Below are 17,782 nucleotides of genomic sequence, written 5' to 3'. Positions count from 1 at the left end.
CCCTTCCCTAGAGGAAGTAAGACCCCTGAGAGAGTATCAGGTAGATAGGGCAGAGGTGGAAGTGTGGCAACGCATGGAGCTGACTGTTACTAATCGGTCGAGGGCTTGACCAAGAAACATCAGGCGAAAGCCAGATGAAAGAGTAAGCGGTATCACGGATCTGTGTGAAATTTTGAAAGTATATGAATAATCCTCGATAGCTCAATGGTAGAGCGCACGGCTGTTAACCGTGATGTTGTAGGTTCGAGCCCTACTCGGGGAGCTTTTTTTTTCCGAAAAGAGGAAAGAAGCAAACAAGAGAGAACGGCTCCGTGGTCAAGCGGTTAAGACATCGCCCTTTCACGGCGGTAACACGGGTTCGATTCCCGTCGGAGTCATTTAATTATCTTTATCCGTATAAAGAGCGGGCTGGTGGAAATCAGCTGAGTTTTCTTTAGATGCCGATGTGGCTCAATTGGCAGAGCAGCTGATTTGTAATCAGCAGGTTATCGGTTCGAGTCCGATCATCGGCTTTTTGGACCTTTAGCTCAGTTGGTTAGAGCAACCGGCTCATAACCGGTCGGTCCTGGGTTCGAGTCCCCGAAGGTCCACTAGTTATAAAATGTAAAAAATTGTTTGGCCCAATGGCTCAGTTGGTTAGAGCGCCGCCCTGTCACGGCGGAGGTCGCGGGTTCGAGTCCCGCTTGGGTCGTTATGGGATCTTAGCTCAGCTGGGAGAGCATCTGCCTTACAAGCAGAGGGTCATAGGTTCGAGCCCTATAGGTCCCATTCGATATGATTCATATCATGTCATGCCCGCGTGGCGGAACTGGCAGACGCGCAGGACTTAAAATCCTGTTGTGGTGACACAGTACCGGTTCGATTCCGGTCGCGGGCATTTGATACTAAGGTATCACAATTTCATAGGTGCGTGTAGCTCAGCTGGATAGAGCACTTGGCTACGGACCAAGGTGTCGGGAGTTCGAATCTTCTCACGCACGGTATAAGAGGCTGGGAGCATTGATTTGATCAATGTTCCCGGTTTTTTTATTGTGAAAATGGTGAAAAAATATTGGAAAACCAAGATAAAAATTGCAAGCACAGTTGAGCTGTGTTAAAATATAAAATAGACAAAATATATAATAAGGTAGAATTTTTTGACCATTTACAGACATTGAAATGTGCAAAGAACAGGTAATGGATCAAGTTATTTTGGAGGCGGAGAATGGCAGTCGTAAATATTGAAAAGGGGAAACATTTTATCAAAAGCGGGGATAAAGTGACCGAACTTTACTGGATTGTCCAGGGAAGTGTACTTCAGGTTTTAAGCAATAAAAAGATTGTGATCGACAAGGGTCATATGATCGGTCTTGCGGAAGGAACGACAGGAGTCTTCACATGTGATTATGTGACGAACGAGGATTGTGTCATTTACTCTTATCAGTACGAAAAAGAAGAGGATTTAAAGAAGATTTTTGAAGCGCAGCCAAAGAATGCAGTTGTGTTTCTGATGTCAGCGGTTCGTGGGGCGGATGCAACGCTGCGCCGGTATGCAGAGCATTGGACTTTGTGCCATAAATTTTATACATTTACGAGTGAATTATACCGCCAGTATAAGATCATCTGTGAAAAATTAAAAATAGAGGAAAAACCATTTTCAAAGATGGATTATTTTGAGCCGCTTTCTCTGGAAACAAAAGTAAGAAAAAGCAAGATTGATTATTTTGCAAGTCTGGCGAAAATGCCGAAGGCGATCATGGATGCGTTTTATGGAAAGGACAATGCGCTGATCGTGGGAGAGATCATTCATGCAGGAGAATGCATGAACCAGAGTGTTCCGCTGATCGAAGAGATGTATCAGTATCTGTTGGATAATCAGGATATCCTTTTGAATGAACAGAAAAACGATCTGTTTGCATTGTATTTTGACCTGACGAAGCGGGCGGCAGCACAGGGAATGGAACTGGCACTCTTTCAGAAAAAGATCATGACGATCGTGGAATTTGCAAAGATGTGCAAGATATACGACAAGGAATCCATTGAAACACGGTTTGCGGAATTTGAAAGTTATGATTTCTCGAAAGCGGCAGAAGAAGTTTCCAAGGCGGAGCAGGAGGAAGCAGAAGAAGAGATTGAAGAGCCGCCAATGGGAGACGAATGGTTGACTTATATTTTGAAATATGCTTCCTACGATGAGGAAAAATGTAAACGTGCAGTGATGATGATCGAGGAATACCGGGAGCTGCCGGATATGTATTCCACCTCAGATGAAGTGAGAAAACTGCGTAGAGATATTGCCAAGATGTTCTATGACGTATATATGCGTGTGTTTAAGCGGAGCGTTAAACAGAGTAAGATCCCTACCATAGTAAAAATGTTTTTGAATTTTGGATTTATGGATGTGACGCTTGCGGGAGAAGATAATGTCAGTGAATTATACGAGCTTGCGGAGACAATCGAAGAAAAATGCAAATCTTCCAATGTATACACGGCTTATGAATGGTTAAAGAGTATTTACGCAGGCGAGAACGAACCATCGAAAAATGAATTTGATCTGGACTATGTGGGATATCTGCGCGAGCAGAAACGTATGGGCGAGATCACGGCGACGCAGGAAAAAGCATTTTTAGATGATAACTGGAATAAGACGGTTTATGAAATGGACAACATGTTCAAATCGACCAACCGCGCGACTTATGGAAAGTTCGCAACGTTTCAGCCGGCACTTTGTGAAGAGGATCTTATCAATTCACCGACAAGTATGCTCATTACAGTAGACCGATTAAACGATGCTTTGGATTATCTGCGGTCTGTGGATTATTCACTGTTTTATCACGAAATTGTTTTTTCGGATCCGGATCACGGCATTACCAAGGAAACATTGCAAAAAGAAATTCTGCCATACATCATACTGATGCCGAACGCAGGAAGCAGATCCATGATGTGGCAGGAAACGGCAGGAAGCAGACGGGATACACCGGCACGTTTTATTATGCCGATCCTTACCGTAGTGGAGCCGCGTGAGATGATGACAGAACTTTGCGGCAGATATCGTTGGGAGATGTGCCGTAAGATCCAGGGTATGCGCTGGAATGATGTGACCGAGCGCTCGCTGACTTCGGAGTATTGTGATTATATGCAGTTTTACCGCAAAAATCATGATCTGTCCGCGGAGACCAAGGAAAAAATCAAAAACGCGCTGGTTAAGGCGAAGAACAATTATCGTGAAGTATTTGTCAAGGATTATCAGTGCTGGATCAAGTATGAGGCAAAGGGAAGCTGCCGTTTGAATAAGGTGGCAAGAGAGATCGTATTTACCTATTGTCCGTTTTCCAAGGATATCCGAAAGGTATTGGAAGGAAATCCAATGTATCAGAATCTTTTTGAAAAATATGAGATCTTTAAGCAGAGAAAGCTTCGTCATGTTACGAACTTCTACGATAAATATCAAAAGAGTGGTGGAACGATCACGCAGGAGATGCAGGACAATCTGGATTTCTACGAGTTATAAAATTTCAGAAGTATAATAAAAAGAGGGCAGACGGGGGAAACCGGCTGCCCTCTTTTGAGGGGAGTATAAATAATTAATAAGGGGTATAACTTATAAAAAGATATTATCTTTTTACGAGCAAATTATAATATACTTTAAATGAAAAAGCAATTAGAAAACCATGAATAATATGTGAACGGAAAAGACATACTAACGTTGTAGTAAGTATTTTTCAGGAGGGATTTATCATGGCAAAGAACAGCGAAAATGCAAGAAATAAGAGTACTAACACTACAGGAAGTAACATGACTGGCAGCAACCGTGCGAAGAATGGTTTTGAAGAGAACAGCACCAAGAACAAGAGCCAGGACAAAACAGAGGATGAAGCCGGCTCTGACTGTAAAGATGTAAATCGCTAGGAAGCAGTCAGTCACATCGGGACAATGAAAAGAATAGGATAAATAAGAACAGGTTACAGATTCACATCTGCAGCCTGTTTTTATATTCTTTTGTGATCAAAAAGGGGGTAACGGGATGATAAAGATGATCGGTGTGGAGGATCTCGATGAACTGCTTCCCCGAACGGATATTCTGATCGCGGATCTGCGGACGGCGGACGCATACCGGAAATATCATATCAAGGGGGCAAAAAATTATCCGTATGATGATATGGAACAGTGGGAAAAGGAACTTTTAGCGGAGCGCAGACTGCTCCTTTACTGCGAGAGGGGAAGCGAGAGCCTCATGGCGGCGAGACGTTTGAACCGTAGGAATAATGAGGTTTTTACGCTGATCGGAGGCATAAAAGCGGTATATGATCTGGAAAAGAGAAATTCGATTGACAGCCGGGGCCGGAACAGATAATATAAAGCTAGATAAATGTACGAATTTTACGGAAAAATGGAGAAAATGAATGAAAATGTATCAACTGGTGGCACCCTGCCACTTTGGATTAGAAGCAGTTTTAAAGAGAGAAATTTATGATCTCGGCTATGAAATCACGCAGGTGGAGGATGGAAGAGTAACTTTTGAGGGAGACGCGGAGGCGATCTGCCGGGCAAATGTTTTCCTGCGGACGGCGGAACGTGTACTTCTTTTAGTCGGCCGGTTTCGCGCGACTACGTTTGATGAGCTGTTTGAAGGAGTAAAGGCACTGCCCTGGGAAGAGTATTTGCCGAAGGATGCGAAATTCTGGGTGAAAAAAGCCTCTTCCATCAAGAGTAAATTATTCAGTTCCTCCGATATACAGTCGATCGTAAAAAAGGCTGTTGTGGAGCGGCTGAAGCGTGAGTATGAGGTGGAATGGTTCCCGGAAGATGGAGCGGCATATCCGATCCGGGTATTTTTATTAAAAGATGAGGTAATGGTCACGCTGGATACCTCCGGGGAATCGTTACACAAACGAGGATACCGTACGATGACGAGTAAGGCACCGCTCACAGAGACGCTGGCGGCGGCTCTGCTTATGCTGACCCCGTGGAAAGCCGACCGGATTTTTGTTGATCCGTTCTGCGGAAGTGGAACGTTTCCGATCGAGGCGGCGATGATGGCGGCGAATATCGCGCCGGGAATGCACCGCGAATTTATTGCCGAGCAGTGGACAAATCTGATCGACCGGAAGTTGTGGTATGAGACCGTAGAGGAAGCGGAAGAGATGGTAGATACCAGTGTTTCTGTTGACATCCAGGGTTATGATATTGACGGAGAAGTGGTGAAGGCGGCACGCGAGAACGCAAAGCGCGCGGGTGTGGCGGATATGATCCATTTTCAGGAACGCCAGGTGAGTGAGCTGCGTCATCCAAAGAAATATGGATTTATCGTGACAAATCCGCCGTATGGAGAGCGTCTGGAGGATAAAAAAGATCTGCCGGAACTGTATACACAGATCGGGGAGGCATACCGGAATCTCGATTCCTGGTCCATGTATATGATCACAAGTTATGAGGATACCGAGAAATATATCGGGCGTAAGGCAGATAAAAACCGCAAGATATACAATGGAATGTTAAAAACCTATTTTTACCAGTTTATGGGGCCGAAACCGCCAAAAAGGAAGAAATAATAAATGCGTTATTCGGGAAGATATGCGATTTTGACCGCTTTTTTAGCGGGAGCATTGATACTTAAATTTAATAATATCGATCAGGCTTACGAGGAAGTGGAGCCTTTTCGCGGGGCGAGTATCCAGACCGAGATCTGGAATCCGCTGATCGCGGACAGCGTAAACCAGAAAGAGATTTCGCTTCTGGTGGACGCGAAGTCCTATACCAGCAGGGATATGAATGTTTTTATGGATGATAATTTAAATCTCATGATCCCTGTGAAAGCACTGCGTGACAGCTTTGACTGCAGTGCGCATATTTATCATGGAACGGAGCTTCTGGTTGAAAAATACGCCAATGAAGTGACGTTTCCGCTGAATAAGGACGAGGTCACGGTCAACAGTGAGAAAGAAGAAGTTTCGTCCGGAATGCGTCAGATCGATGGGGAATACTATGTGCCGCTCGAGACACTTTCCGACAGCCTGGGATACACCTATTCCTGGAACATGGAGGAAAATTCCGCAGTTACCGCAAGCGGCAAGTTGAGCGATGTGACGATCGTGCCGGCAAGCTATGATCTGAGGGACAAGCTGCGCGCACCCGGGGTCAAGGATCAGGGAAATCATGGGACATGCTGGGCGTTTGCTTCGCTCACGGCACTGGAATCTTCACTTCTGCCGGAGGAATCCTATGACTTTTCCCCGGATCATATGAGTATTCAGAACAGTTTTGCGCTGAATCAGGACTATGGCGGGGATTACACGATGAGTCTGGCGTATCTGCTCGCATGGCAGGGACCGGTGCTTGAGGAGGATGATCCGTATGGAGATGACAAATCCGATGACAGTCTGATGCCGGTCAAGCATGTGCAGGAGGTACAGATCATTGGAAGTAAAGATTTCCAGAAGATCAAAGAGGCCGTATTTAAATATGGCGGCGTACAGACGTCCATTTACAGTGCGTTAAAAAGTTCACAAAGCCATTCGGAGTTTTACAACAGTAAGACAAAGGCATACTGTTATATGGGACAGGAGAAGCCGAACCATGATGTCGTGATCATCGGATGGGATGACAATTATTCAAAGGATAATTTCCCGGTGGATCTGGAAGGTGACGGCGCGTTTATCTGCCAGAACAGCTGGGGAGATGATTTCGGGGATAACGGGATTTTTTATGTTTCCTATTATGATACCAATATCGGTATTCATAATGTGGTGTATACCGGGATCGAGGATGTCGATAATTACGATGACATTTACCAGTCAGACCTCTGCGGATGGGTTGGACAGCTTGGGTTTAACTCCGGTCATATTTTCGGGGCAAATGTATTTTCGGCGCAAAAGACAGAGAATATCAGCGCGGCAGGTTTTTACGCGCTTGGTACGGACACGGAATATCGTGTTTATATGGTGTCTGATTTTGCAGATACCGCGTCGCTGGCAGAAAGGCAGCCGGTTGCGGAAGGAAAATTCGGAAGCGCCGGTTATTACACGGTAGCGTTTGATACGCCGGTGACGGTAAAAGAAGGGGAGCGGTTCGCAGTGGTAGTGGAACTTACCACGCCGGACTCGGTACATCCGCTTGCGATTGAATACGCGGCAGATGAGACGACAGAAAACGTGGATCTGAGTGATGGAGAAGGATACATCAGCGCACAGGGAAATTCGTGGGAAAATGTGGAGAGCGGACAGAACTGTAATCTGTGTATCAAAGCATATGGCAGGAATCAGCAATAGTCGGAGGCGGTTTACATATGGAACAGCGGGTCATTAAGATCGCGGCCATTTTTATGGTACTATTTATGGCAGTTACCTGTGTTGTATTGTTTTATCTGCCCGGCTTTCATGAAAAGATGGTGGCGGCGCAGGAGCAGACGATGTCACAGGAAGATGCCGGGATGCATATGGATATGGTAGAGATCGGAAGCACGGATGGTGCGGCTGAGGAGGAGATCACTTTTTCGCAGCAGCTTCGCATTACACTTCCGGACGGAGTGACACAGGAGCAGGTATCAATACAGGATCAGTATGTGACACAGACTGTGGATATCATGTTTCCGGGTGCGGGAACGGATTATCTGTATCACAGTCCGATCATAGGACGCAGTGACCACATCGATAATCTGACATTTGAAAGTGAAGGTGGACAGGGCGTTATCGAGATCACATTGGATAAAGTGTTTGAGGTTCAGCCTACGTTTTTGGATGGCTATCTGTATCTTGATTTTATTCCGTTGCACGATATTTATGATAAGGTAGTGGTGATCGATGCCGGACATGGCGGAAACATGCCGGGCGCGACGATCGGCGGACAGTGTGAGAAAGATATTGATCTTGCGATCGTTCTGCAGTTAAAACAGATCTTTGAGGAAAATCCGGACAGCAGGATCGGCGTATATTATACAAGGGTGGATGATACCAATCCGTCTTTTGAGGACCGGGTCGGACTCGCAAATAAATCCGATGCGGATCTGTTTATCAGTGTGCATAACAACTCTACGGTCAGTGGAAAGACATCGAGTGTAAATGGTACGGCCGTCATGTATGACGAATTAAAAGAGGATAACGGGCATGGAACGAAGGAACTGGCGCAGATCTGCGTAGATGAAGTGTCCGGAGCGCTCGGAAGCAGAAACCGTGGTATCATAAACGGAAATGAGATCTATATCATCCGAAACAGTGAGGTGCCGGTGGCGCTGATCGAAGTCGGATTTATGACAAACGCGACAGAATTACAGAACCTGTCTTCGCCGGAATATCAAAGGCAGACGGCACAGGGAATTTACAATGCGATCATGCGCGCGTTTCAGGAAGGTTTTTAAGGGATTTTAAGGGAAAGGAAAGAAAATGGCAGATAAGATTATTTTTGCGACTGGAAATAAAAATAAAATGAGGGAGATTCGTGATATCTTAAGCGATCTTGGAATGGAGATCCTTTCCATGAAAGAAGCAGGGATCGACAAGGAGATCAACGAGGATGGCAAAACATTCGAGGAGAATGCGTTGATAAAGGCGCGCGCGGTGGCGGAAGATACCGACGCAGTGGTTCTCGCGGATGATTCGGGGCTTGAGATCGATTATCTGAACAAGGAGCCTGGTATTTATTCTGCGCGCTATCTGGGGGAGGATACTTCCTATGAGATCAAAAACCAGGTGTTGTTAGACCGTCTTTCGGGCGTGAAAAAAGAAGACCGCACCGCGCGTTTCGTCTGTGCGATCGCAGCAGTGCTGCCGGATAAACGGGAGTTTGTTGTGCGGGAGACGATCGAGGGTTATATTGGAGAGAAGCCGGCGGGAACCAATGGCTTTGGTTATGATCCGATCTTTTATGTAGATGAATACGGATGTTCTACGGCAGAATTGTCGGAGGAAAAGAAAAATGAAGTGAGCCACAGGGGAAAAGCACTGCGTGCCATGAGAGAAGTTCTGAAAAAGGAAGCATAGCATGAAAGTACTGATCGTAAGTGATACCCACAGAAAACATAAGAATCTTGAAATCGCGCTGGAGAGACAGCAGCCGATCGATCTTTTGATCCACCTCGGAGACGCGGAAGGATGCGAGGATTATATTGCGGAACTGGCTGGCTGTCCGCTTGAGATCGTTGCCGGAAACAGCGATTTTTTTTCCAGACTGGAGCGGGAAAAAATGATACTGATCGGAAATTATAAGGTATTTCTTACGCATGGAAACTACTATTATGTGCAGTCCGGACTTGCGGATATCAAAAGCGTGGCGAAGTCCAAGGGTGCGGATATCGTGATGTTCGGACATACGCATATCCCGGTCATTGATTATGATGATGACATCATTGCACTCAATCCGGGGAGCCTTTCCCATCCGAGGCAGGAGGGGCATCAGCCGTCCTATATTCTGATGGAAATTGATAAAACAGGGCAGGCGCATTTTTCGATACATTTTTTGAAAAAAAATGAAAAAGGGTGTTGACAACCTTTTGGTGGTGAGATATAATATGTCTTGCGTCACGGCAAGGGACGATAAAAAGTAAATAATTGCAATTAGCATTTTTGTGTGACGGGGTGTGGCTCAGCTTGGCTAGAGCGCCTGGTTTGGGACCAGGAGGTCGCAGGTTCGAATCCTGTCACCCCGATGTTATGCGGGTGTAGTTCAATGGTAGAACACCAGCCTTCCAAGCTGGATACGTGGGTTCGATTCCCATCACCCGCTTTGCTATGAGATTTTCATGGCGGAGATTTTTATATGTGTTCGTAGCTCAGCTGGATAGAGCAACGGCCTTCTAAGCCGTGGGTCGGGGGTTCGAATCCCTTCGAGCACATTTCTTTTTTCTTATTAATAAGAAGAAAGTGGCCAAATGGTCGTCATATGGTGGGTATAGCGCAGTTGGTTAGCGCGCCAGATTGTGGCTCTGGAGGCCCAGGGTTCGAATCCCTGTATCCACCCTTGATGCGATAGTTGAGATTTTAAGCATCGATTAAAATGTTGGGCTATCGCCAAGCGGTAAGGCACAGGACTTTGACTCCTGCATTCACCAGTTCGAATCTGGTTAGCCCAGTTTCACTACAATTATATTATGGGATACTAGCTCAGTTGGTAGAGCACTTGACTTTTAATCAAGTTGTCGGGGGTTCGACTCCCCCGTGTCTCATTCCTACATGACCGAATCTGAGAAGGTTTTGGTCATTTTTTCTTTATAACAGTATATTTTCAGATAAGCGGGCATGGCGGAATTGGCAGACGCGCCAGATTTAGGTTCTGGTGGGAGACCGTGCAGGTTCAAGTCCTGTTGCCCGCAGACATAAAAGGCTGTATCTTTTCGCACTATAAGAGGATATAGTCTTTTTATATTAGTATATTTTATATTGCATAAGAGCTTTTTGAGAGGAAACTGAATATTTTGATTTGAAGGGGGATATAAACGTGATTAAAGAATTATTTTTTAATACTGAATTTTGGTCAGCGGTATCAGCAATTTGTAGTTGTTTAACAGTTGTCATTATGTGTAAACAATTTAAAAAGGGGAAGAGGATAGACGTTATTCCAATTTTAAATGCTTGGGCGGAGGAAGAAACAGAGGAGGGAAATGTTCCAGATGTTATAATGGATTTCAGTGAAGATGAAAAGCAGGAAAGTATATTTGCGTCATGGAATTTAGTTGTACAAAATGTTGGAGTTGGGATTGCAGAAAATATTAAGATAAAATATAAAGATAAATTCCGAAGCCATACTATGATAGCATATTATGATATGATTTTACCGCAGAAATCTCTTTCATATATGATGGATATTACTATTACAGAAAATGTTTATGAATTTGATTTGGATATATACTTTACAGATATGTACCAAAATAATTATCTTCAAAAAATGAAAGGATATTATAAAGTGTGTGGAGATACTGTTATTACACATTTATATAAAGCGTGTAATTCTAAGAGAGTATTAAGATGTTTAGTTCCCGAGGATGGACATATGATGAGACATGAAGAGGAATCTGTTGCTACATATGTAATTTCGGATAGAATGGAAGAAGAAATGAAACCGGAAAAAAGTTTAGAGAATGAATAAACTATTTATTAGATATTATTAATCATAGCCGAATATATATACTAAAAAATAATCATAATTGTTAATATGCACGAAGTAGGGAGATTTGAGTATTCAAATTGATGATAGATGCATATAATTATAATTTGAAAGTAGAATCAGTTGATTTTGAACTATGTGATAAGGGCAATCGATTAGATGATGCAATAATAGATATGGACAGTTAGTAAATGGAAATGATAGAATAGAAAAGAATTGCAAAAATGCTGGAAGAGTTATGGAGGAAAAAATGGAACAACAAAAAAGAGAAAAAACGAAACTGCTCATCTTTATAGGGATTGCCTATGGGCTGACCTATCTGATGGGACTTTTCATGTGGTACGGCAGCAGGAAGGGATACGATCTGTCCGTGTTTCCGACAGCGCAGATGTTATATCCGGCGGCGGGCGTGATCCTTGGACTGCTTGTGACGAATAAACGTGAGAAGAAACTGCCGGTTGGATTTTTTGTCACGGTTCTTGTGACAACGGCGATCCTTGTGATCCTGGCGCTGGTGTCGGTGTTTGCACCGGTCGATGATATTGAACTGCAGGGAATGACGATCGCAGTTTATAATCTGATCTCACAGTATATTCTGATCATTGGAAGTGTGGTCGCATTAATTTTGCTTGCGGTTGCAGGAAAAGAAAAAAGAGCGGAGGCGGGGCTGACGAGAAGAAACTGGAAAAGCGCAGTTTTGGTCGTGCTCGTATTTGTCGCGCTCTACTTTGCGCGAACCGTGGTTTCCGTTACGGCATCCGGTGTGTTTGAAGGCGTGGGACTGCAGTATACAGGAGAGTGGTTTGCGATATTTAAAGATCCGATGGTCTGGATCAGTATTATTTCACTGCCGATCAATTACTTCCTGGTGTTTATCGCGTTTTTCGGTGAAGAATACGGATGGAGATACTATTTACAGTCTGTCATGCAGAAAAAATTCGGATTAAGAGGCGGCGTGATCTTACTTGGTATGGCATGGGGCATCTGGCATCTGCCGATCGATCTGTTTTATTATACACAGACTACGGGACTTCAGATGATCTTTGCACAGCAGATCACCTGCATTTTCCTGGCGATCTTCTTTGGCTATGCCTATATGAAGACGAAAAATATCTGGGTGCCGGTATGCCTGCACTATCTGAACAATAATCTGATCCCGATCATTACCGCTACATTTACGGCGGATGTTCTGGAGGATCAGGTCGTAAGATGGAGTGATCTTCCGGTATCACTGCTCTTAAACAGTCTCTGCTTTGGATTCTTTCTGCTGGCAGGGGAGTATAGGAGAAAAAATATAAAAGAGTAAAGGAGTGAGTCCTGCGTGGATGCAAGTGAAAATAAGCGCAGTATTGCGGTCGTAACAGGCGCGAGCGGTGGATTTGGAAAGGAATTTGTACGTCTGTTACTGGAAGAGTATACCGTGGATGAGATCTGGGCGGTTGCCAGAAATAAAGAAAAACTGCAGAAACTGAGCGATGAGTTTGGCAGCCGGATTTGCGTGATCCCGATGGATCTGACCCATCCCGTGGAACGCAGGGCGTTTGCGGAAAAGTTGGAGCAGGAAAAGGTAAAGATCCAATTTCTGGTAAACAATGCGGGTTATGCAAAATTTTGTGCTTATGACGAACTTGGTGTGGAAGAATCACTCAATATGCTGGAATTAAACTGCAACGCGGTCGTAGCAATGGGACTTTTCTGCATTCCGTATATGGAACAGGGAAGCCACATTGTAAATATCGCTTCGCTGGCAGCTTTTCTGCCGCTTCCGTATCTGAACCTTTACAGTGCGTCAAAGGCTTTTGTGCGCAACTATTCGCGGGCACTCAATGTAGAATTAAAGCAAAGAGGCATCACAGTGACGGCGGTTTGTCCGGGCTGGATGCATACGGCGCTGTTCGAGCGCGCGGATATCGGGGCGGATCATACGATCCATATCTTTCGCGGAATGGCAGATCCGGGAAAAATGGCAGAGCAGGCGTTTCGTGATGTGAAGAAGAAAAAAGACTGTTCCATTCCGGGAAGTTACGCGAAAATGTGCTATGTCGCAGCGAAGATACTTCCGCAGAAATGGATGATGAAACTGTGGATGATCCAGCAGAAAATGACAAAATAAAAAAGTGATTGACAACGCGTGTTTTCTATACTATAATTTCTACTGTTGCGTGACAAAAAAGCCTGTCACGACAGGAGAAGGGCTTATAGCTCAGCTGGTTAGAGCGCACGCCTGATAAGCGTGAGGTCGGTGGTTCGAGTCCACTTAAGCCCATGAAAAGAAAATAAAAACGCATTTATAAGGGAGCGGTTCCGTTTGGAACGGCTCCCTTTGTTGTCAGGTATCCGGGACGTTTCAAAATCTCCGGTTGTGAAAAAAAGGGGGATTTAGTATAATAGGAACATAACGTGGGAGGAGAGAATGAAATGGCAAGTTCTTTGTTATCATTTGTTATAACGATCGTTTTAGTGGCGCTCGGTGCAGCGGCGTCGGGAAAAGGGAAAATGAAAAAAACGCGGAAGTTCATACCGCCGAATCCGGCGTGGCGGAACGGCCAGCCGGGGCAGACCGCACCAATGCAGCAGGCGTGGGCGAACCGTCCACCGATACCGCAGGGTCAGCCGGTGCAGCAGCGGGTAAATCAGCAGCCGTCACAGGGGCAGATGCGTGCGTATCAGAAACAGATGGCGATGGGATATGGACAAAGACCGGTGCAGACCGCACAGGGCAGCAGTGTACCCAAAAACGTCCCGGCCGCAAAAAAGAGCAGTGGAAGCGCGATCTTAGACCGTGTACTCCGTGAAAATCAGGATACGGACACGCGGGAATACAACGTGGAAGAAACGGTGATACTGGATTCTATGGGACTTTCTATGCCAAAGATCGAGCAAAGTCCGTACATGGAAGAAGTACATCAGATGATGGTGACCGGTTATGAGGTAAAAATGCCGGAGCAGAGAGATTTTGTGATGGAGGGGCTTGCGCTCTTAGATCAGCATGTAGGTTAGGAAAGAAGAGGTTAGCATGAGACAGATACCAAAGCCGGGAGAACTTTACCGGCATTTCAAAAATAAATTATATCAGGTGATCGCGGTCGCAAAGCACACAGAGACCGGCGAAGATATGGTGGTCTATCAGGCACTGTATGGAGATTTTGCCGTGTATGTCCGTCCGCTTGCGATGTTTCTTGGGGAAGTGGACCATGAGAAATGTCCGGACAGCCGGGAGCAGTACCGCTTTGAAAAAGTAGAGCGCGGGAGAACCGCGGAAGATACTGTGGAGAACATGGAGCCCGAAGAAAAAGCGGAACCTGAGAGTAAAAAAGCGGAAACCGCAAAGCCGCAGCAAAACGGGGAACCAAAAGACAGTACGCCGCAGGAACCGGAGGAAACGAACGGGGTTGATCCGAGACTGCTTGCGATCCTGGATGCGGATACCTATAATGAAAAATATAAACTGCTTTCATCCATGCAGGGAGATATGACGGACCGTCTGATCAATGATCTGGCGGTGGCGCTTGATATTGCGGTGGATGATGGCCCGGTTGACCAACGGTATGAAAAATTGAAATCTGCGCTTGCAATGCTCTGCAAGTATGAAGTGAACCGCCTGCGTTAAGCAAGGCGGTTCGGCTTTTTCTGGCTTAAAGTGCTGTTGTGGTATTCGGTGGAATAGGTGACATCTTCGCCGAACCATTCCGGCGGAACAAAGGCATTTGCCTCATCCACACTCTCAAATTCCACTTCGGCAAGTGTGAGCGGAGCGAGTTCGCCGTCGAAAATATCAAGTTCGATCGTATATTTTTCCAGAAACGGGATCTTATAGCGGGTCTTCTGGATCAAAAGTCCGTCCGTTTTCGGGGCAAGATGGTCATAGGCTTCTTTGGTGAGCGGGAGATTATATTCTTCCCTCGCGAGAAGCCCTTTTGATTTGTAGGTTAAAATGTAATCGTCATCCTGTCTGCGGATGCGCACGACAGGTTCGGTACACAGATACCCCTGTTCGATGCGGTGGCACGGATACCGGTCTAAATGTTCCGGCAGCTCTTTTAATAAAAATTTACGTTCGATTTCCACGTCCGGTCGCGTCCTTTCTTCCTCATAAATAATAAAGTCAGTATAACACAGGATACCCGTTTTTTAAAAGAAAATCCGAGACTGGCGGAAAAAAAGGAGACATGCTATAATGATTTTCAGAAAAATACAGGAGCAGGGAGGAACAAAAAAATGAGCAGACTTGGAATCTTTTTTGCAGACGGCTGTGAGGAAATCGAGGGACTTGCGGTTGTCGATATCATAAGAAGGGCAAAGATGGATATTACAACGATATCCATTACCGGGGAAAAAGAAGTGACCGGTTCCCATCAGATCACCTTTTTGACCGATGCGCTGTTTGAGGATGTGGATTTTTCTGAACTTGACGGGATCATCCTGCCGGGCGGTATGCCGGGAACCTTAAACCTTGGCGCACATGCGGGCGTGACGGCACAGGTAAAGGCATTTGCGGAGGCAGGAAAACTGGTATGCGCGATCTGTGCGGCACCGAGCGTTCTTGGTGCGTGCGGCATTCTGAACGGAAAAAAGGCGACCTGCCATCCGGGCTTTGAAGAGAAACTGACCGGCGCGTCAGTTTCCTATGACAATGTGGTTACGGACGGAAATGTGATCACCAGCCGCGGCATGGGTACGGTCATCGATTTCGGACTTGCGATCGTTTCCTATTTCGGCAGCGAAGAGCTCGTAGAGGATGTGAGAAAGCATCTGGTATACAATCGTTAAGACACCGGACGCGGCATTGTTTTTGTGATACAAAAATTTTGCATCATAAGAAAAACTTACCAAACATAATATTTTGAGATTCGCAGATAATAGAATCAGGATAAGCGATACGAAAAAAGCTTATCTGAATATAGATAAAACGAAGAAAATACTATGGAGGTAAGAATCATGACAGGATCAGGAAATTCTAACACAAGCAAAATGGCTGTGCCGCAGGCAAAAGAGGCCATGAACCGTTTCAAACAGGAAGTTGCAAGCGAGATCGGAGTACCTTTAAAAGAGGGTTACAACGGAGATTTAACTTCTGCACAGGCAGGTTCTATCGGTGGCGAGATGGTCAAAAAAATGATCATGAAGCAGGAAGAACAGATGTCCGGCAAATAAAAATCCGCACTTGCGGAGTGGAAAAAGAGATCGTCCGAAACGGCGGTCTTTTTTTCTGCATAAAAAACTCTTTTCATTTTGAAAATGTTATGCTATAATGCTTAAATGACTGTTAATAGCGAAATTCGAGCGTACATGGATATTTATATATAAGGAGGAAACAGTAACAATGAGTGTACAGGTAGAAAATTTAGAAAAGAATATGGCGAAACTTACGATTGAAGTTCCGGCAGAAAAGGTTGAAGAGGCTTTACAGGCTGCATACATGAAACAGAAAAACAGAATCAGCGTTCCGGGCTTCCGTAAAGGAAAAGTGCCGAGAGCAATGGTTGAAAAAATGTATGGCCCGGCAATCTTCTACGAAGATGCGGCAAACACCTTAATGCAGGAAAACTATCCGGATGCTGTAAAAGAAAGCGGACTTGATATTGTTTCCCAGCCTACCGTTGACGTAACACAGATCGAAAAAGGAAAATCTTTCATCTTCACAGCAGAAGTAGCTGTAAGACCGGAAGTTACCTTAGGAAAATACAAGGGTGTAACCGTTACAAAGATCGATACATCCGTAACAGATGAAGAAGTAGACAAAGAAGTAGAAAACGAAAGAAATAAAAACGCAAGAACAGTTACCGTAGAAGACAGACCGGTACAGGAAGGCGATACCGCGATCATCGACTTCGAGGGATTTGTAGACGGCGTTGCATTTGAAGGCGGCAAAGGAGAGAACCATCCGCTCGAGATCGGTTCCCATACCTTTATCGATACATTCGAAGATCAGTTAGTTGGCAAGAATGCAGGAGATGACGTAGATGTAAACGTTACTTTCCCGGCAGAATACCAGGCAAAAGATCTTGCAGGAAAGCCGGCATTATTCAAAGTTAAGATCCATGAGATCAAGACAAAAGAACTTCCGGAATTAAACGACGAGTTCGCACAGGATGTTTCTGAGTTCAATACACTTGCTGAGTACAAGGAAGATGTAAAGAAGAAACTTACCGAGAGAAAAGAAAACGAAGCAAAACGCACCAAGGAAGACGAAGCAGTACAGAAGATCATCGACAAGTCTACCATGGAACTGCCGGATGCAATGATCGATACACAGGTGAACTCCATGATCAACGAGTTCGCACAGAGAATGGCAAGCCAGGGACTGACTTTAGATCAGTACATGCAGTTCTCCGGTGTAACTATGGATAAGTTAAAAGAACAGGTTCGCCCGGAAGCGGTAACACGCATTAAGAGCAGCCTTGTATTAGAGCAGATCGCAAAAGAAGAAAACATCGAGATCTCCGATGATGAAGTAGCAGAAGAGATCGAAAAGATGGCAAAAGCTTACGGTATGGAAGCTGACAAGTTAAAAGAATATATGGGCGATTCTGAGAAAGAAAGCATGAAGAGAGATCTTGCGATCCAGAAAGCAGTAGATCTTATCATGGAAAATGTAAAAGAGCGCGCAAAAGCTAAGAGCAAGAAAGAAAAAGAAGCAGAAGCCGCTGAAAGCGAAGAATAAAAGGAATAAGCGCCCTTTCAAGATCAGATTGGAGGAAGGATCAGG

Annotated in this window: 17 protein-coding genes, 16 tRNA genes and 1 rRNA gene; 33 read left to right on the top strand and 1 reads right to left on the bottom strand. The window is 45.1% G+C overall.

Going from position 1 to position 17,782, the window contains the following annotated elements; genetic code table 11:
• The 30 genes from H8Z76_RS08965 to H8Z76_RS08820 form a co-directional block, all read left to right on the top strand.
• Positions 1-113: ribosomal RNA gene (locus H8Z76_RS08965) — 23S ribosomal RNA — on the top strand; the annotation flags it as partial.
• Positions 114-190: 77 nt separating this feature from the next.
• Positions 191-262, top strand: a tRNA-Asn gene (locus tag H8Z76_RS08960).
• Between the two features lie 43 nt (positions 263-305).
• Positions 306-377, top strand: a tRNA-Glu gene (locus tag H8Z76_RS08955).
• A gap of 62 nt (positions 378-439) precedes the next feature.
• A tRNA-Thr gene (locus H8Z76_RS08950) sits at positions 440-512 on the top strand.
• A 4-nt stretch (positions 513-516) separates the two neighbouring features.
• Positions 517-590: transfer RNA gene (locus tag H8Z76_RS08945), tRNA-Ile, on the top strand.
• Positions 591-617: 27 nt separating this feature from the next.
• Positions 618-691: transfer RNA gene (locus tag H8Z76_RS08940), tRNA-Asp, on the top strand.
• Between the two features lie 4 nt (positions 692-695).
• Positions 696-768 (top strand) — tRNA-Val (locus H8Z76_RS08935).
• Positions 769-793: 25 nt separating this feature from the next.
• Positions 794-877: transfer RNA gene (locus tag H8Z76_RS08930), tRNA-Leu, on the top strand.
• 29 nt (positions 878-906) lie between these two features.
• Positions 907-980 (top strand) — tRNA-Arg (locus H8Z76_RS08925).
• A 224-nt stretch (positions 981-1,204) separates the two neighbouring features.
• Positions 1,205-3,490, top strand: coding sequence for a cyclic nucleotide-binding domain-containing protein (locus H8Z76_RS08920; RefSeq protein WP_186982275.1), 2,286 nt, complete (start codon positions 1,205-1,207; stop codon positions 3,488-3,490).
• 227 nt (positions 3,491-3,717) lie between these two features.
• Positions 3,718-3,888 (top strand): hypothetical protein, encoded by a 171-nt coding sequence (locus tag H8Z76_RS08915; protein WP_022514247.1) that lies wholly within the window; start codon positions 3,718-3,720, stop codon positions 3,886-3,888.
• A 115-nt stretch (positions 3,889-4,003) separates the two neighbouring features.
• The gene (locus H8Z76_RS08910; protein ID WP_022514246.1) at positions 4,004-4,333 is read left to right on the top strand and encodes a rhodanese-like domain-containing protein; all 330 of its coding nucleotides are present in this window, start codon (positions 4,004-4,006) and stop codon (positions 4,331-4,333) included.
• Between the two features lie 49 nt (positions 4,334-4,382).
• The gene (locus H8Z76_RS08905; RefSeq protein ID WP_022514245.1) at positions 4,383-5,531 is read left to right on the top strand and encodes a THUMP domain-containing class I SAM-dependent RNA methyltransferase; all 1,149 of its coding nucleotides are present in this window, start codon (positions 4,383-4,385) and stop codon (positions 5,529-5,531) included.
• Between the two features lie 3 nt (positions 5,532-5,534).
• A complete protein-coding gene (locus H8Z76_RS08900; RefSeq protein ID WP_186982274.1) occupies positions 5,535-7,247 on the top strand; it encodes a lectin like domain-containing protein in 1,713 nt (570 codons plus the stop codon).
• 17 nt (positions 7,248-7,264) lie between these two features.
• Positions 7,265-8,332, top strand: coding sequence for an N-acetylmuramoyl-L-alanine amidase family protein (locus H8Z76_RS08895; protein WP_147618741.1), 1,068 nt, complete (start codon positions 7,265-7,267; stop codon positions 8,330-8,332).
• Between the two features lie 25 nt (positions 8,333-8,357).
• Positions 8,358-8,954, top strand: a complete 597-nt coding sequence (locus tag H8Z76_RS08890; RefSeq protein WP_022514242.1) for an XTP/dITP diphosphatase — start codon at positions 8,358-8,360, stop codon at positions 8,952-8,954.
• A 1-nt stretch (position 8,955) separates the two neighbouring features.
• Entirely contained in the window at positions 8,956-9,456 is a 501-nt protein-coding gene (locus H8Z76_RS08885; RefSeq protein ID WP_022514241.1) for a metallophosphoesterase family protein, read from the top strand.
• A gap of 88 nt (positions 9,457-9,544) precedes the next feature.
• A tRNA-Pro gene (locus tag H8Z76_RS08880) sits at positions 9,545-9,619 on the top strand.
• A 6-nt stretch (positions 9,620-9,625) separates the two neighbouring features.
• Positions 9,626-9,696: transfer RNA gene (locus H8Z76_RS08875), tRNA-Gly, on the top strand.
• Between the two features lie 35 nt (positions 9,697-9,731).
• Positions 9,732-9,805, top strand: a tRNA-Arg gene (locus H8Z76_RS08870).
• Between the two features lie 50 nt (positions 9,806-9,855).
• A tRNA-His gene (locus H8Z76_RS08865) sits at positions 9,856-9,929 on the top strand.
• 41 nt (positions 9,930-9,970) lie between these two features.
• Positions 9,971-10,042: transfer RNA gene (locus H8Z76_RS08860), tRNA-Gln, on the top strand.
• 20 nt (positions 10,043-10,062) lie between these two features.
• Positions 10,063-10,135 (top strand) — tRNA-Lys (locus tag H8Z76_RS08855).
• Between the two features lie 67 nt (positions 10,136-10,202).
• Positions 10,203-10,282: transfer RNA gene (locus tag H8Z76_RS08850), tRNA-Leu, on the top strand.
• Between the two features lie 125 nt (positions 10,283-10,407).
• Positions 10,408-11,055: a hypothetical protein gene (locus H8Z76_RS08845; RefSeq protein ID WP_186982273.1), complete on the top strand. Its 648-nt coding sequence runs from the start codon at positions 10,408-10,410 to the stop codon at positions 11,053-11,055.
• Between the two features lie 268 nt (positions 11,056-11,323).
• The gene (locus H8Z76_RS08840) at positions 11,324-12,379 is read left to right on the top strand and encodes a CPBP family intramembrane glutamic endopeptidase (RefSeq protein ID WP_186982272.1); all 1,056 of its coding nucleotides are present in this window, start codon (positions 11,324-11,326) and stop codon (positions 12,377-12,379) included.
• Positions 12,380-12,394: 15 nt separating this feature from the next.
• Entirely contained in the window at positions 12,395-13,186 is a 792-nt protein-coding gene (locus H8Z76_RS08835) for an SDR family NAD(P)-dependent oxidoreductase (RefSeq protein WP_186982271.1), read from the top strand.
• Positions 13,187-13,265: 79 nt separating this feature from the next.
• Positions 13,266-13,339: transfer RNA gene (locus H8Z76_RS08830), tRNA-Ile, on the top strand.
• 152 nt (positions 13,340-13,491) lie between these two features.
• Entirely contained in the window at positions 13,492-14,073 is a 582-nt protein-coding gene (locus H8Z76_RS08825) for a hypothetical protein (protein WP_186982270.1), read from the top strand.
• A 16-nt stretch (positions 14,074-14,089) separates the two neighbouring features.
• The gene (locus H8Z76_RS08820; protein WP_022515350.1) at positions 14,090-14,683 is read left to right on the top strand and encodes a DUF1653 domain-containing protein; all 594 of its coding nucleotides are present in this window, start codon (positions 14,090-14,092) and stop codon (positions 14,681-14,683) included.
• On the opposite strand, the gene H8Z76_RS08815 is transcribed toward H8Z76_RS08820, so the two are convergent.
• A complete protein-coding gene (locus tag H8Z76_RS08815; RefSeq protein ID WP_022515351.1) occupies positions 14,680-15,141 on the bottom strand; it encodes a CYTH domain-containing protein in 462 nt (153 codons plus the stop codon). The genes H8Z76_RS08820 and H8Z76_RS08815 overlap by 4 nt on opposite strands.
• Before the next feature lie 150 nt (positions 15,142-15,291).
• On the opposite strand from H8Z76_RS08815, the gene H8Z76_RS08810 reads away from it, so the two are divergent.
• From H8Z76_RS08810 to tig, 3 genes are all read left to right on the top strand, one after another.
• On the top strand, positions 15,292-15,843 hold the full coding sequence (locus H8Z76_RS08810) for a DJ-1 family glyoxalase III (protein ID WP_186982269.1): 552 nt from the start codon (positions 15,292-15,294) through the stop codon (positions 15,841-15,843).
• Between the two features lie 168 nt (positions 15,844-16,011).
• Positions 16,012-16,227, top strand: a complete 216-nt coding sequence (locus tag H8Z76_RS08805; protein WP_022515353.1) for an alpha/beta-type small acid-soluble spore protein — start codon at positions 16,012-16,014, stop codon at positions 16,225-16,227.
• A gap of 169 nt (positions 16,228-16,396) precedes the next feature.
• The gene (tig, locus tag H8Z76_RS08800; RefSeq protein ID WP_186982268.1) at positions 16,397-17,737 is read left to right on the top strand and encodes a trigger factor; all 1,341 of its coding nucleotides are present in this window, start codon (positions 16,397-16,399) and stop codon (positions 17,735-17,737) included.
• Positions 17,738-17,782 lie beyond the last annotated feature (45 nt).

The organism is Roseburia yibonii (assembly GCF_014297335.1).
Taxonomy (GTDB): Bacteria; Bacillota; Clostridia; order Lachnospirales; family Lachnospiraceae; genus Roseburia_D; species Roseburia_D yibonii.
This window is presented reverse-complemented; position numbering and strand designations above follow the sequence as displayed.